This window comes from Cupriavidus sp. USMAA2-4 (assembly GCF_001854305.1).
Taxonomy (GTDB): Bacteria; Pseudomonadota; Gammaproteobacteria; order Burkholderiales; family Burkholderiaceae; genus Cupriavidus; species Cupriavidus malaysiensis.
In genome coordinates this window covers 471,705-486,054 of the sequence record NZ_CP017748.1, presented here as the reverse complement: position 1 = coordinate 486,054, position 14,350 = coordinate 471,705, and the positions used below count along the sequence as shown (strand labels likewise).

The following is a 14,350-nucleotide window of genomic DNA, read 5'->3' as shown; positions in this document are numbered from 1 at the left end:
CTTCACAGGGGGGGCCAATGAGAAATTGGCGCAAAGCAGCAATCTCGGCGGGAGTGGTCGCGCTTGGAGCCGCGACCGTATTCGTCACGACCAAGCTTGTGGCAGAGCCATCGACCAAAGAGGTCGGCCGTGCCGGGAACGGAAATCGGGCGACTACGGCATCCTCCGCCGAACGGCGGCCCGGAGAGCTCCTTCGCCGTGGAATGGTCAAGGTCGAGGACCAATCAGGGAGACCCGGCGTCAAGTCGAAGGATTTCACTGAGACGGTCGAAGGGATCGATGCCGACAAGAACGGTATTCGGGATGATATTCAGATTTATATTGAAGCGACATACAAAATCCTCCCGCAGCGAGCTGGGATGCTTCAATACACTCGTGCGGCGGAGAATTTCATGCTCCGCGCAAAAAATCTCGACGAACTGAAAGAGTATTGGCCGGCCTATGCGAAGAGCGCCGACTGTCTTAAGTCGCTGTTTGGTGATAGCTGGGTAAAAGAGGCGGGTGAGATTCAGGCGCAAATGATGAACACCCCACCGCGGATAGAGGCATACATCGAGACGCGGCGCATGTCGAAAAACAATATTTGGCGGCTCTATTCCGGAGATAAACCATGCGAATGAAGGATGGGCGGATTGTTAGGGTGCTGGCCGTTTTCTTGTTGTTCTTTCAGATCGCCATGTCGGCAGCGGCCCAAGCGAATCGGTACTGTAGCTCGGAATATCTGATTCTCTTTGGGAATGGAGTCAACACGATATTCCCGGATTGGGTGCAATCCGTGCAGGCGCTTCGGGATATCGCCGAAGATTCACATAATGAGGTGCCCGTTAATTACGGACTCGCAGAAAATCCATCCGATGGTGTCCTGTTAGATCTCTATCAAGTCTACCAACAGAAGGTAAGCGAGGATCCTTCGCTCTCGTGGGAACTGTTGATTCGCGTATTCGCGGGGGCGGTTGATGGCTTGACGTTCGGGACGATCTCGAAGGTGCAGGCGCTGATCACGGATACGGCGGCGGCGAGCTCGCAGCAGCTTCAAGCCAAATTTCAGGCTCAATACAACTACACCGACGCCGATGTGGTGGCGCAAAAGGCGCTGGTGATCGACGGGCTAAAGAACCAGGGGAACCGTGTCCTATTGGTGGCTCATTCCCAGGGGAATCTTTACGCTAATGCAGTGCACCGGGCGGTTTACAATGACCCTGACGTTACACCGGGCAGTTTCTCACTGGTGGCTGTCGCGACGCCGGCAAATTTCGTTCCGCAAGGCGTGCCCTATACCACCTCGGACAATGACGTGGTGATCAACTCCTTGCGTCAGTTGATTTCTTCAAACGTGCTTGCAGCGAATGTGTCGGTGCCGTTCCGTTTCGATGATGTGTCGGGACATTTCTTTACTGGCACGTACCTTAATGCGAGCTACGCAGCCAGAGCGAAGATCTCGACAGATATCTTTGCCTCGATGGACAAGCTTGTGCGTCCGGAAGACACGTACGAGTATGAGGTGCGCGCTATGTTAGTGGGGGCTGGCTCTGCGGATCCGATATTTGGGCCTTTGCCAACGGGAGTTTTTAATAGCTTAATTAATGCTTTCGATCAAATAAATCCTGGTCTTCGAGATAGGGTAATGTCGTCGCCCTTGGATTCGGTAAATATGTGGTCGGTCCGTGATTCAAGTAAGAGAAAGCTCGATCCATATTATGCGGGTGATGCGCAGTTAGCTCAGGTGGCGACGTCGGAGGTAAAAAGGCGCCTAGCAGTGTTCCGGCCGAATGCGAACGTATCAGGGAGCGCCTTGGCAGTGTTTCTCAGTGGAAAGGGTCCCTACTATAATGCTTGCTACAGTTATGCAAGTCCCCCTACTTGGCCGGTGGCAACGTTGACTCCTATGGGATATGATTTGAGCGGTCCGACGCTTCCACTAGACATTTCATTTAGTGGGGCCTGGAACTGTGGGTCGCCGAAGTATCCGTATGGCTCTATTCGACTACCGGGAGAGGTTTTTCGGGACTTCTATATGCAGCCGGTTCTTGATGAGCTCAAGCAAATTCCAAAGGAAGTTGCCCAACTTGAACTGACCCCTAACTCGATCAGTTTGAAAATTTGTCGGCAACCGATGATTTAATCGGCTGCGCGGTGGCACTGGAGATCGATCTCCCCTTCAGCAGAAATTTCGGCTGGTGGTCTCCAGCTCGCCCAGCATCCACGACAAGTCGACCACGCGCTGGGCGATCAAGTGCTTCACCTCGCCCTCGCATTGCCACCGCCCGTAGACCCCAACCATGCCGGAGCCCAGGATCTCCTTGCGAAAGCGCTCGAACACGTCGGGCCAGATGATCACGTTGACGACTCCGGCTTCGTCCTCCAGTGTCATGAAGACGACCCCATTCGCCGTGCCCGGGCGCTGGCGCACCGTCACAATGCCGGCGGCGCGCGCGGTCTGGCGCGCCTGGTAGCCAGCCAGAACGTCGGCTGGCACGAAGCGCCGCGCGGCCAGCAGCGGCCGGAGCAGGGCAAGCGGGTGGCGGCGCAGCGTCAACCCCATCGCGCGGTAGTCCCCCGCGATCTCCTCGCCTTCCGTGGGAGGCGCCAGGGCGGCAGCTTCCTCCTTCACGTCGGCCGGGCGCAGCAGATCCTTGTCGGGCACCGCCGCCGCGGCCTGCCACAGCGCCTGCCGCCGCCCGCCTGTGAGCGACGCCAGGGCATTCCCGCCGGCGAGCACCTGCAGGTCGTGGCGGTCGAGCGCGGCGCGGCGGGCCAGGTCCGCCGCGCTGGAGAAGGGCCGGATCGCGCGCGCGTCCTCGATGCGCTGGGCGGCTTCGCGGCGCATGCCCCGCAACAGCGACAGGCCGAGGCGCACCGCTGGCGTCGCGCCGTCGGCTGGCCGCTCGAGCGCGGAATCCCAGCCGCTCGTGGCCACGTCGGCGGCCAGCACCGTGACCCCATGCCGCTTAGCGTCCTGCACCAGCTGCGACGGTGTGTAGAAGCCCATCGGCTGACTGTTGAGCAGCGCGCACAGGAAAGCAGCCGGCTCATGGCGCTTCAGCCAAGCCGAGGCGTAGACGAGGAGGGCGAAGCTGGCCGCGTGGCTCTCGGGGAAGCCGTACTCCCCGAACCCCTGGATCTGCCGGAAGATACTTTCGGCGAACTCGAGATCGTAGCCGCGGGAAAGCATGCCGGTGACGATGCGCTCGTGGTACTTGCCCAGGCCCCCCTTGCGCTTCCACGCCGCCATGGCGCGACGCAGCTGGTCGGCCTCGCCGGCGGAGAAGCCGGCCGCCAACATAGCCACTTGCATCACCTGCTCCTGGAAGATCGGCACGCCGAGCGTGCGCGAGAGCGCCTTCTCCATGTCCGGGCTGGGGTAGGAGACCGGCTCAAAGCCCTGCCGGCGGCGCAGGTAGGGGTGCACCATGCCGCCCTGTACCGGGCCTGGCCGCACGATCGCCACCTCGATCACCAGGTCGTAGAATGTGCGCGGCCGCAGGCGAGGCAGCATCGACATCTGCGCGCGCGACTCCACCTGGAACACGCCCATGCTGTCCGCGCGGCACAGCATGTCGTAGGTCGCCGGGTCTTCGGGCGGGATGTCTTGCAGCTCAAAGGCCTCGCCGCGCTGCTCGGCCACCAGGTCGAGCGCCCGGTGGATGGCCGACAGCATGCCCAGGGCCAGCACGTCGACCTTGAGCAGGCCGAGTGCGTCGAGGTCGTCCTTGTCCCACTGGATCACGCTGCGGTCCGCCATCGCGGCATTCTCGATCGGTACCAGGCGCGACAGCTTGTCCTTGGCGAAGACCAAGCCTCCCGAATGCTGCGACAGATGGCGAGGAAAACCCAGCAGCTGCGTGGCCATGCTGGCCCAGCGCTGCGTGAGTTCCGCTTTCGTGTCGAGCCCGCATTCGGCGAAGCGCCGCATCAGGTCGGCCTTGCCATCGAACCAATGCTGCGCCTTGGCGACCAGGTCGACGATCGCCGGGTCCACGCCCAGGGCCTTGCCGGATTCGCGCAGCGCGCCGCGCGGCCGGTACGTGGACACTGCGGCGGTTAGTGCTGCGCGATCGCGCCCGTATTTGCGATACAGGTACTGGATCACCTCCTCGCGCCGCTGGTGCTCGAAATCGACGTCGATATCCGGCGGCTCGCCGCGCTCCTTGGAAATGAAGCGTTCGAACAGCAGGTTGCCGCGCGCGGGATCGACCTCGGTGATGCCCAGGCAGTAGCAGACTGCTGAGTTGGCGGCGGATCCCCGGCCCTGGCACAGGATGCCTTGCGAGCGCGCGAACTTGACGCAATCGTAGACCGTGAGGAAGTAGGGCTCGTATTGAAGATCAGCGATCAGCGCCAGCTCGTGCTCCAGTTGCTGCTGGACGGCCAGAGGGATGCCTTGAGGGAACCGGCGGTGGGCGCCCACGTACGCCTCGTCGCGAAGGTAGTCGGTGGGCGAGCGGCCGTCCGGTACCAGTTCCTCGGGATACTCGTAGCGCAACTCGTCCAGCGAGAAGTTGCACAGATTGGCAATATGGACCGACTCGGTCAGCAGCCGATGCGGGTAGAGGTTGGCGAGGCGCAACCGCGAGCGCAGGTGCTGCTCGGCATTCGGCGTCAGGTCGTAGCCGCACTGCGCGATCGGCCGCCCTAAGCGAATGGCACCCAGCACATCCAGCAGCGGCTTGCGCGAGCGCACGTGCATGAGCACGTTGCCGGCCGCCACCAGGCGCAGGCGATGGCGGGCCGCAGCCGCCTCGACGCCGGCGCGGTGGATGTCGTCGAGCGGGCGGTAGAGCAGGTGGAGCGCCATCCAGGCGCGACCGGCGAAGGTCGCGGAGATCCAGGCGGCCTGTGCGTCCAGCTGGTCGGCCGGCGCGCAGTAATCGGGCGTGAACAGCACCAGGCAGTCGGGCAGGCCCCGCAAGTGGGAGTAGGGCGCCTCGGGCGCGGCCAGGTCCCGCATGGTCAGGTGGTAGCTGCCCTTGGCGGCCCGGGTGCGCGCCAGCGTGATCAGTTCGCACAGGTTGCCGTAGCCGGCGCGGTTGCGCGCGAGCGCGACGAAGGCGAGGGCCGGGCTGCCGTCGGCATTCTTGAGACGGAAGCTGGCGCCGACCACCAGCTTCAGGCCGTGCTGCTTGGCGACCGTATGGGCGCGCACGATGCCGGCCAGCGAGCACTCGTCGGTGATCGCGAGCGCTTGATAGCCCAGCGCCACGGCGCGCTCGGCCAGCTCTTCCGCCCGCGAGGCGCCATGCAGGAAGGAAAAGTTCGAGAGGCAGTGCAGCTCGGCGTAGTCGGGTAGGCCGACGCCGGAAGGTTGGGGAAGCATGGCGAAGCCTCAGCCAAAGAGCCCGTGCAAGTACCAGCGCGCGGCGTCGCCCTCGCGGCTGCCCATGCGCTCCTGGAACACCCAGTAGCAGGTGTGGTCCTGGCCCTCGGCAACATAGTAGTCCCGCGTTACCACTTCGCCGGCCCACCAGCCGGCCTCGATGCGTTCGGGCGGCGAGACCATGCGCAGCGGCGAGCCGTAGTACGGGCGGTGGTCGCGCTCCAGCAACGGAATCGGCTTATCGAGCAGCCAAGCCGGGCGGGGCAATGCCGGCGCAGGCCCGCCCGCGGCCACCCTGGTGCCGGCGGGCACCCAGGTGTTGGCGACCTCGGGCCGGTAGTCTGCCTGCAGGGCGGGCTGCAGCACGCGCTCGGCGCCCAGCCGCGCGGTGAGCAGCTCCAACAGCCGGGCATGGTCCTAGGGCGTTCCGCCTGGCTCCGGGAACAAGCTTTCGCTCGGCGGCGCCAGCGGTTGCGTGTCGACGGCGGCCAGGGCGACCGCAATCATCGGTGCGTCGACAGCCAGCCGCGCGAGGCGCTCGCGCAGCAGGCGGTTCAGGTGAGCGGCGTGCCAGCTCCGCTCGGCCAGCGCTACCTCGACCACGGTCGGCGGGATGGCCTCGCGGCCGCGCTCGTGCTGCAGCGACACGGCGAAGCGGGTCACGGCCAGGTGCCGCGCCGTGAGCCATCCCACTAGCTGCTCGATCAGGCCGCCGGCGTAGGCGAGGGTGGCCTCGGCGTGTTCGATGCGGTCGGGCAGTTCCACGCGCGCGGCGAACGTTGGCGGCGCCTCCAGCCAGTCGAATACCTCGGCGGCCTCGCCCAGGGCGCGGTCCAAGGCCTCATTGATCGCCGCGCCGCAGCGGCGCTGCAGGCCGGCCCGCGGCAGGCGGCGCAGGTCGCCCAGCGTGCGGCAGCCCAGACTGTCCAGCCAGTCGGCGTGAGGCCGTGCCTCAGATAGCACCGCGGCGGGAAGGGTCGCCAGCTGGCGGCCGAGACCGGCCGGCTTGAGCGCGACGCCGCCGCCGGCGCGCGCGAGCAGCCAAGCGCCTTGGGCAGTCGGCGCGCAGCCAACCGCCACCGTGTACCCGAGCGCTTCGGCCGTGGAGCGCATGCGCGCGCGCAGCCGGCGCGCGCCGCCGAACAGACGCAGGCTGGCCGACACGTCGACCAGGACGGCATCTTCCTCAGCTTCGACCACGGACGGTGAGAACTGGAGGAGGGCGAGCGCGAAGGCGCGAAGGCCTTCCGCCTCGCGTGTGGGTGCCCGTTCGAGGAGCACGGTCTGCGGGGCGATGGTCTGCACGCCGCCGCGGCGCATCTGCGACCGCACGCCGGCGGCGGCAGCCAGCGCGGAGGCCAGATGGACCCGATCCTTGTCGAGGACCGCGACGGCCAGCTCAGTGGACCAGCGTGGCCGGAAGACTTCCAGGCACAGGCGCGGTAGGCGCAGGCAGATCCAAAGGCGATACATGGCGGCGAAGCAGGATGGGCGAGGGTTCGAGCGGGACTAAGACGGGCTTGTCCTGCTGCGGCCCGCGCCGCTTGAAGAAGGTCAGCTCGGCGCCGCCGGCAGCCGGTGCTATGCCGATGCGTAGCGGTGCCGGCGACGCGTCGCGCGCACAGGTGGCCGGCCGCATCAGGTAGAACAGCGTATCGCCAGCTTGGGCGGCCAGATTGAGACGGCGCAGCGCATCGTTGCGCAGATGCTGCGACCAGAACAGCAGGGCGCCGCACGTGCCGGCGCGCAGAATCTGCTCGGCCGACCACAGGGCGTCGGCGGCGCGCTCGCTGCGCAGCCACAGCAGCTGAGCGGGCGGCAGTCCCCAGTTGGCCAGGGCCAGCCCCTGCGGCGCGTGGGGCGGATCCAGGAGTACGATCGGGCGCGGAGCTAGGCTAAATACTGTTCAGATACGAAGCACCGGCACTGGCTGATGCCGCAAATGGAGCGCTGCGCCGCGATGCCGAACATTGAAGTTGCTCATCTTGCGCTTGACGCCGCGCGGGTTCAGGCGCCCACGACTGCTCACGCAGCGCCCGCGCGCGATCTCGGCCAGCAGGGCCTCGCGCCAGGCAGGCAAACGCTCAGGGGGAAACGGCCGCAGCTTGCGGCATCTTGCGCTTGATCACGCGCACGGCGTGCATGAAGCTCAGGCGATCCGGATCGAGTTCGCGCGCCCAGGCCGCCTGCGCCATCAACTGGCGAATCGCAAAGTGCGCCAGCAGCAGCCCCCACAGCTCCTGCTGCACCAGCTCGGGCGTCTTGCTGCGCAGCACCGTGCTGTTGGCGCGCAAATGCGTCTTGAACTCATCGAACACCCCCTCGATCTCCCAGCGCTCGTGGTACAGCGCGGCCAGCTCCAGGGCCGGCGCCGCATCGGGGTCCAGGAGGTTGGTCAGCAGCCGGTAGCTGCCCTGCGCCGGCGTGGCCGAGCCCTCGAGCGCGTAGTCGATCACACGCACCGTTTGCCCTGCGCGCCGCGCGCGGTCGTCGCTGTCGAACACGCGGCTCAGGTACGAGCCATCGGGCAACATCTGCTCTACCGGCAGCTTGAGGTTGGATTTGACCCGCCAGGCCAGCTTGGCGCCCGTAGCGCAGGCGGTCTGCCAGAGCTTGAAGCCGTAGAAGTTGCGGTCGGCCAGCACCAGCATCTCGGGCGTGAGCTTGGCGGGCAGCAACTGGGCGGCCATGACCTGCTCGCTGTGGCCGTAGGGTGCGATGCCGGCTGCCACCACCGCGTGCGTGCCGCATTCCACCAGGCCCAGAACGCGCGCCTGCGGGAAGGCGCTTTGGCCGCGCGAGGCGCCCGGGTAGCCGAAGAACTTGGCGTTGGCCGCCTCGTCGGCCACGTCCATGCAGCTGCCGTCCAGGGCCATCACGCGCAATCCCCGGTACCACGCCCCTGGCGCCCCCGGCGCGGCCAGCGGGCGCAGCACCCGATCGGCCAATTGGCGCATGACCTCGGGGCCCAGCCGGCTGCGCGCCTGCGAGATCGCGGACTTGCTGGCCTGCACCGCCTCAGTGTGGCCGCCGCCGAGCCATTGCAGGCCTTCGCACACCACGCGCAGCACTTCCTCCAGCGGCGCTTCGCGCCACAGCGCCAGCGCCATCACGTAATACACCACTGCCGGCGCGGGCAGCAGCCGCTCCCGCTGGCTGGCCTTGCCGGTCTCGGCCAACACTTCTTCGATCAACGTCCGTGGACACACGCTGGCCAGCACCCCGGCGCTGATCAAATGCGCAACGTCAACTCTCGACGGCAGCGTCTTGCGTGTTCTGGCCATCACCCTCATCCATTGAAGCTTCGATGGATGAGGATTATGGCTTTAAAAATACTATCTGAACAGTATTGGAGCTAGGCTGGCCAGCGCTGGGCGCAGCAGGCGCAACTCACCCACGCCCGCTTGGCGCACCAGCAATTCCACCAGCGTGCCCGTCGGCCAGCCCCCGCCCGGCAACTCGCCGGCCAACGCGGCGTAGCCGGTGGGCACGGTGCGGCCGGCTGCCCGCGCCAGTTGCGAGGCGAGCCAAAGTGTTCTTCCCCCCAAGTCGGAATGCATAGTTCCGTCGAGTAACGCCTCAATGGACCGAGCCCGTTCATCGGGGGCGCGTATCTGACAGGGAGAAGCGGGGACGGTGCGACTCATGCGACACGCTCACTTTATACTGTATAAATATACAGTATTCTAGCGCAGGATCACGAAATCGCTAGGGGCGTCTCAGCGGGGCTTCTGCAGGAAATGGCGTGCGGCATGGCGAGGCGGAGCAGCCACGCCGGACCGCTGCGGGTCATCCTCGGCGGATCCCCTGGCCTCCTGGCTAACGCGCATGGAGTGCTGCGTCGTTCACGACGTTTGTGCCTATAGTGCGGCGTGCGGCGCGGATCATGTTGCATCGTCCAACATCGAGCGAAGTTGCCAAGCCGTCGCAGTTCGCCGTCCCAGCCATCAGGACCCCGAGAGACTTTTAAGAAACTCAATTAGGTCCATCTTCTCATCGGGGGTCAGAATAATCGGCCTCATGGTCTGTGCCGACCGGTAGTAGACCTCTTGCTCCACAGCTTGCTGCAACGAACCGACACTGCCATCGTGCATGTAGGGGGCAGTCAATGCGACGTTGCGTAGGCTCGGCGTACGGAACTGTCCAATCTCGGCCGGATTGAGCGTTATGAAGAAGCGCCCGAGTTCCGAGATGTCTTCCTCGCTGAGGACCGTCGCATCGGGACGGGGATTGCCGCTCTTGGCGGCAACAGCGCGCATCGATAGCTCTGGGAGTCGTCCCTCAATTTGGTCCATTCCAATGTGTAGGCTATGGAACTTCTGATCCGTGAAGGTGGCTGCCGTCGCCCCGACTTCGTGACATGTCACGCACTGCGCGCGCCCCATGAATAGCTTGAACCCGCGCTGAGCGGGCGGTGCCAAGGCGGTTTGGTCACCGGCAAAATAGAAGCGATCGAACGGTGAATTGCCTCTGGCGAGGCTTCGCACATAGGTCGCGAGCGCGTTCGCGACGTTCCGCGCGGTGACAGATGGCGATCGCGTACCGAATGTTGAGTCGAAAAGCTCTTGGTACGCGTCGTCGGCCTTAATTACTGACAGTAGTTGGGCTAAGTCCGTGAGTCCCTGTTCTGCCGGATTCACGAAGGGATCCAACACCTGCTCCTCCAAGCTGGTCCTTCTGCCATCCCAAAACAGGGTCGTCATCAGCGCGGCATTCAGGAGTGTCGGAGCGTTACGAGTACCCAGTCGCCCCCCGATTCCTCTCGACCTGGCCATGCCATCGGAGAACGCCAGATCGGGCTGGTGACAACTTGCACAGCTGACAGTGCCGTCGGCGCTCAGTCTCTTATCGAAAAACACCTTCTTCCCGAGATCAATCTTCTCTCTCGTTGTCGGGTTGTCAGTGGGGACCTGAACAGCCGGCAAGCCAAGCAGGGCGCCGTCCTGCGCGGCCACGAAGACTGCTGGATTCACGGCGCGACAAGCTAGAGCGACCACTAGGGCAGCAACCGCCCTCGATCTGTGTCGAGACTTGCCTTCTAGTTGAAGGCAGTCTTGGGCAGGGGAACGACTAAGATAAGCCATCACCGTCCTCCGACTGCGCAGACATGGTGCACTGCGCTAGTACGTTGAGAGCTTCGATAGTTGTCGCCTGGATGACGACCGCTACTGACCTTGGCCTCGGGAATCCGCGGGCAATGGGATGGAGGCCGGGCCAGGCCCCACAGAATAGAAGAACTCCCAGTCGGCATATGACTCCTTCCCTTCGAAAATCTGAAAGGGCTGAGGGAAGTTCTCGATCTTGATGGGAACGCTGGTTGATGCACTATGTACTCCCATAATGCCGCCCTCTGGCGCCTGTATCAGCACCCAATCCACCTTGCCAGTCAAAGGGTCTGCGTATAGCCGCCTCAGATGGCGGATCACGCTCGGATACCGCGGATCTCGAAGGAGATCCTGAAGCAAGACCGGGTACCTTGGAAAGCCGGCTGGCGTTGCCCGGTAGTAGCTCTCTATTGCAGCACGATACTGTCGACCAACAAAGAGCAATTCCTCTTCATTCAACCGCCGCTGCACGATAGACCCGAGGACCAGCGCGGCCGCAGTCGTTACACCTAGGATCGCAATCAGTATCAAGGCACCGAAATAGGTAAAGCCGACCTGCTTCGGCACATTGGACCTAGAAGTCCGCATAAGGTGTACCGTCCTGCGCCTGACCTATCGCGGGGCTCTTGATGGAGAACACACCACCTTTCCCCGGATCCTCGGGTGGCACGATGACCCACGTCGTGTTGCTCTGCGTTATCGGATCCATCGGCAGAGCGCGAAGATAGTGACGATCCACCAGTTCTTGCAGACTGTCTGGATACCGCCCTCGGTCATCGAAGTACTTATCGATAGTCTCTCTTGTGATGCGAAGATTCTCCCGAAGAATGGTCTCCTTGGATTTGTCGATGCTCTGAAAGTACCTAGGCAAGGAGAGCGTAAGGAGAAGCGCCACGATTGCCAGTACCACCAGCAGCTCAATGAGCGTGAAGCCTCTACAGGGCGACTGCGAACGACGCAATTTTCGCGGTGACATGCTGTGATCTACCAGCGCCGATAGGGAATGCCATTCAGACCTTTCCCCTCAGACTTGGAGTAAACATCATAGACATCGTCGCCCGCCTGCGGCTCTGACGCGTCGCTAGCGTAGCAGCGGAGTCCCCATGCTTCCGCATCAGAGACCTGGATGTCCCGGGCCATCGGATCGCGTGGGATTCTCCGTAGAAAGTACATCTTCGCCTTCTTCGGGTCTTTCAGATCGTCTACACCATCGACCAGCGCATTGAGTGACGGGGGGTAACCAGAACTGTCGATCGATCGACGGATTCTGCCTTCATCCGCGGCATGCTTGTAAGCGTCAATCGCGGTCCGAATCTCTCGCAGCGCGCGTCGAAGGTCCTGCTCTCGCTGGCGCTGTACCGTCACCTCCGCGAGCGGGACCACTATCGTGGCAAGGAGGCCCATGATAGCCAGCGTAATCAGCAGCTCGACCAGCGTAAAGCCGGGCTGAATCCTGGATGCCGAACGCAGGGTGCGGAAAGCCATAATCTACGGGTCAATCTTGATCGCCTGCGGTGGAGGCGGAGTGATACTCACGGTGGCTCCGTTCAGACCAACGGGAGCGATCGTGATCAACTGCAGTTGAGTGTCATCTGTTGGTGTCAAGGCCCGCAGCGAAAGCGTGACCAGAACACCTGGTCCCGACGCACCAGAGTCGTCTCCTTGGCTCCCTTGGCTGCGTGTGTTGGTAACGAGCACTTGCCCGGCCTTCTGATCCACGCGTTGGTTGAAAACCGAGGCACCGCCTGCTTGCTTCATGAGATCTCCCTCAGCGACGGATAGGATCTGTAAGGACTTCGGATCAAACGAGAGCACATATGGAACGCTCGTGAGCGGCTGTGCCGGTTGCATCCATAGCTGCGCGGAGAAGCTCTCGCCGACCTTGACACTTGACGGCGCCTGCCACCGCATCACACCAGCGCCAGTATCACCGTTGGCGCTTGTTCCCCCGTCGGCAAGTGCTACTGGAAGGGCACCTGAAGCCGCCCTGGGCAACCCTTGCTGTGGCTGACCTTTGACCTTTTCATTCTCGTTCGATGTCGCCACCGCCAACGTGGCCGTTGAGGATGGCAGGCCTCCACCACTTATGGGGGCCTCATTCGTACCTCGCGAGGAAAGACCGCGAAGACTTGATTCCGTGCCAGCGGCGAACTCCATCTTTGTCAGATCGGGGCGCGGCATACTTCGAACCAGGCGCGGCGTGATCGAGAGCACGATCTCGTTCTTTGCTGTCTGGCTCAGGCTGCTCGAGAACAGCTTCCCAACTAGGGGAATGTCGCCGAATCCAGGCAGCTTGTTTGTCGTACGCCTGTCTTCATCATTGATTAGGCCTGCCAGCACCTGATTTTCCCCATCCTTCAGTCGCAGCACGGTGGATGCCGTGCGCGTGCCAATTTGGTACGCCAGCGTCCCTGATGAGGTTGTTACTTGGTTGGAGATGCTGCTGACCTCTAGCGCGACTTTGATGGCGATCTCATTGTCAATCGATATCACAGGAGTGACCTCGAGCTTGAGTCCGACATCCAGATACTGAACACTCTGAGCGACGAATCCCGTTGCCGTCGAAGTGGTAGTGATGTTCGGAACGCGATCACCGATGAGGATTTTGGCGGTCTCTCTGTTCCGGGCGCGGATCCTCGGATTCGCGAGGAGATTGATATCGCCATCAACGCCGCGGGCATTGACGTTCGTGGGCGAAAGCGTTGCGCTAACCCCCTGTGGTGTCAGGTGCAGGATATCGCTGAGGGTAACGCTGCCTCCAGAGGTAGCCGGCAACGGAACCAGCGATAGTTGCTCAGGGAACTTAATGCCAAGTTCGGTCAGTCTCGTGCGATTGACCTCTAGGATCTCCACTTCCAACATGACCTCTGGTTCCGGAAGATCATGAAGCGCGACGATCTTCTCTGCCGCCCGAATCGCCTCCGACGTGTCTCGCATGAGGACCATGTTCTGTTTCTTGTCGACGACGACATCGCGCGATCGCAGCAAGGCCTTCAAGGTTCCAGCGACCTGCTCGGCGTCCGCGTTTGCCAGGAAGAAGGAGCGGACGGCGAGTGGCTGATAGTCCTTCGTCTTGGCGGGCGTGTTCGGATAGATCAGAAGCGTGTTTCCGTCGAGAACCCTACGCTCCAGCTGGTTGGTCAGAAGAACGACCTCCATGGCATCCTTGACGGTTGTCCCTCTCAGGAAGACAGTCGTCTTTTGATCGCCCTTGACGTCCCGGTCAAAGACGAAATTGATGCCGCTCGTACGCGAAAACACTTCGAACACTTGTTTGAGCGGTGCATCCTTGAAGTCAATTGAGAGGGGTCTTTTCAAGGATGCTGAGAGTTGCGGATCCGCGGAGTTCTTCGTCGCCTTGTCCTCCAGTCCGCTCCAGAGGCGTAGCGCGACAGCGTTACCCGGATCCTCGGACAACACCGTTCGCAGGGCGGAACGGGCTCCCTCTTCGTCTTGCTTCCGAATGAAGGCCTCCGCATCCTGCAGCAACCGAGCGTGCTTCTCGGCTCGCTCTAGCGCCCTTATGCCGCTTCTTGCCACGGTATTCTCCGGATCAACGGAGAGTACGCGTCGATAGTAGCTTGTAGCAGTGCGTGGATCCCCGTTCTCCCTAGCGGCGGTGCCATGATTGAGCCATGTCACGATGGCCTGCTCCCGATACGTCAGATACATCACACGCAGCTCGGGGTTCGTTGGCTTGTCTGCGAGCGCCCCCTTCAAGCGAGTGAGGCTCTCTTCGATTTTGCCTTCGCGATATAGCCGTCGCGCATCCACTTGAGCGGGATCCACGGTCGAACAGGCCATGAGTATGCCGCAGGGTATCCACGCAAGACAGGAGAGTGTTCGCCAGCGCATTGGATCCGCCTGTAGCTATTCGATCGTCAATGATTGAGCTTCATTCAAGGGCACTGACCTTGCCCCTGTTCCACGA

8 protein-coding genes and 3 pseudogenes are annotated in these 14,350 nt (G+C 62.8%); 2 read left to right on the top strand and 9 right to left on the bottom strand.

What is annotated here, in order from left to right:
- Positions 1-17: 17 nt before the first annotated feature.
- Together BKK79_RS02205 and BKK79_RS40145 are read left to right on the top strand one after the other, a co-directional pair.
- Positions 18-620 carry a hypothetical protein gene (locus BKK79_RS02205; RefSeq protein ID WP_157128364.1) on the top strand — a complete coding sequence of 201 codons (603 nt, stop codon included), beginning with the start codon at positions 18-20 and terminating at the stop codon, positions 618-620.
- Entirely contained in the window at positions 611-2,122 is a 1,512-nt protein-coding gene (locus tag BKK79_RS40145) for a hypothetical protein (RefSeq protein ID WP_157128362.1), read from the top strand. Before BKK79_RS02205 ends, BKK79_RS40145 begins: the two co-directional genes overlap by 10 nt.
- Before the next feature lie 36 nt (positions 2,123-2,158).
- Here the strand turns inward: BKK79_RS40145 and BKK79_RS02200 are convergent, their stop codons facing one another.
- The 9 genes and pseudogenes from BKK79_RS02200 to BKK79_RS02160 all read right to left on the bottom strand — a co-directional run bounded on the left by BKK79_RS02200 (position 2,159) and on the right by BKK79_RS02160 (position 14,223).
- A complete protein-coding gene (locus tag BKK79_RS02200) occupies positions 2,159-5,314 on the bottom strand; it encodes an error-prone DNA polymerase (RefSeq protein WP_071036980.1) in 3,156 nt (1,051 codons plus the stop codon).
- A gap of 9 nt (positions 5,315-5,323) precedes the next feature.
- A pseudogene (locus BKK79_RS02195) lies at positions 5,324-6,787 on the bottom strand (Y-family DNA polymerase).
- Positions 6,714-7,199 (bottom strand): annotated as a pseudogene (locus BKK79_RS41430) (translesion DNA synthesis-associated protein ImuA); the annotation flags it as partial. The pseudogenes BKK79_RS41430 and BKK79_RS02195, both read right to left, overlap by 74 nt.
- A gap of 199 nt (positions 7,200-7,398) precedes the next feature.
- Complete coding sequence (locus BKK79_RS02185; RefSeq protein WP_011517431.1) at positions 7,399-8,607, bottom strand: IS4-like element ISBvi1 family transposase; 1,209 nt, start codon at positions 8,605-8,607, stop codon at positions 7,399-7,401.
- 60 nt (positions 8,608-8,667) lie between these two features.
- Positions 8,668-8,874: pseudogene (locus tag BKK79_RS02180) on the bottom strand (translesion DNA synthesis-associated protein ImuA); the annotation flags it as partial.
- Between the two features lie 387 nt (positions 8,875-9,261).
- On the bottom strand, positions 9,262-10,269 hold the full coding sequence (locus tag BKK79_RS02175) for a cytochrome-c peroxidase (protein ID WP_198173306.1): 1,008 nt from the start codon (positions 10,267-10,269) through the stop codon (positions 9,262-9,264).
- Between the two features lie 724 nt (positions 10,270-10,993).
- Positions 10,994-11,395, bottom strand: a complete 402-nt coding sequence (locus tag BKK79_RS02170; protein ID WP_071036977.1) for a type II secretion system protein — start codon at positions 11,393-11,395, stop codon at positions 10,994-10,996.
- Positions 11,396-11,403: 8 nt separating this feature from the next.
- Positions 11,404-11,904: a type II secretion system protein gene (locus BKK79_RS02165; protein ID WP_071036976.1), complete on the bottom strand. Its 501-nt coding sequence runs from the start codon at positions 11,902-11,904 to the stop codon at positions 11,404-11,406.
- Positions 11,905-11,907: 3 nt separating this feature from the next.
- Positions 11,908-14,223 carry a secretin and TonB N-terminal domain-containing protein gene (locus tag BKK79_RS02160; protein WP_157128359.1) on the bottom strand — a complete coding sequence of 772 codons (2,316 nt, stop codon included), beginning with the start codon at positions 14,221-14,223 and terminating at the stop codon, positions 11,908-11,910.
- Positions 14,224-14,350 lie beyond the last annotated feature (127 nt).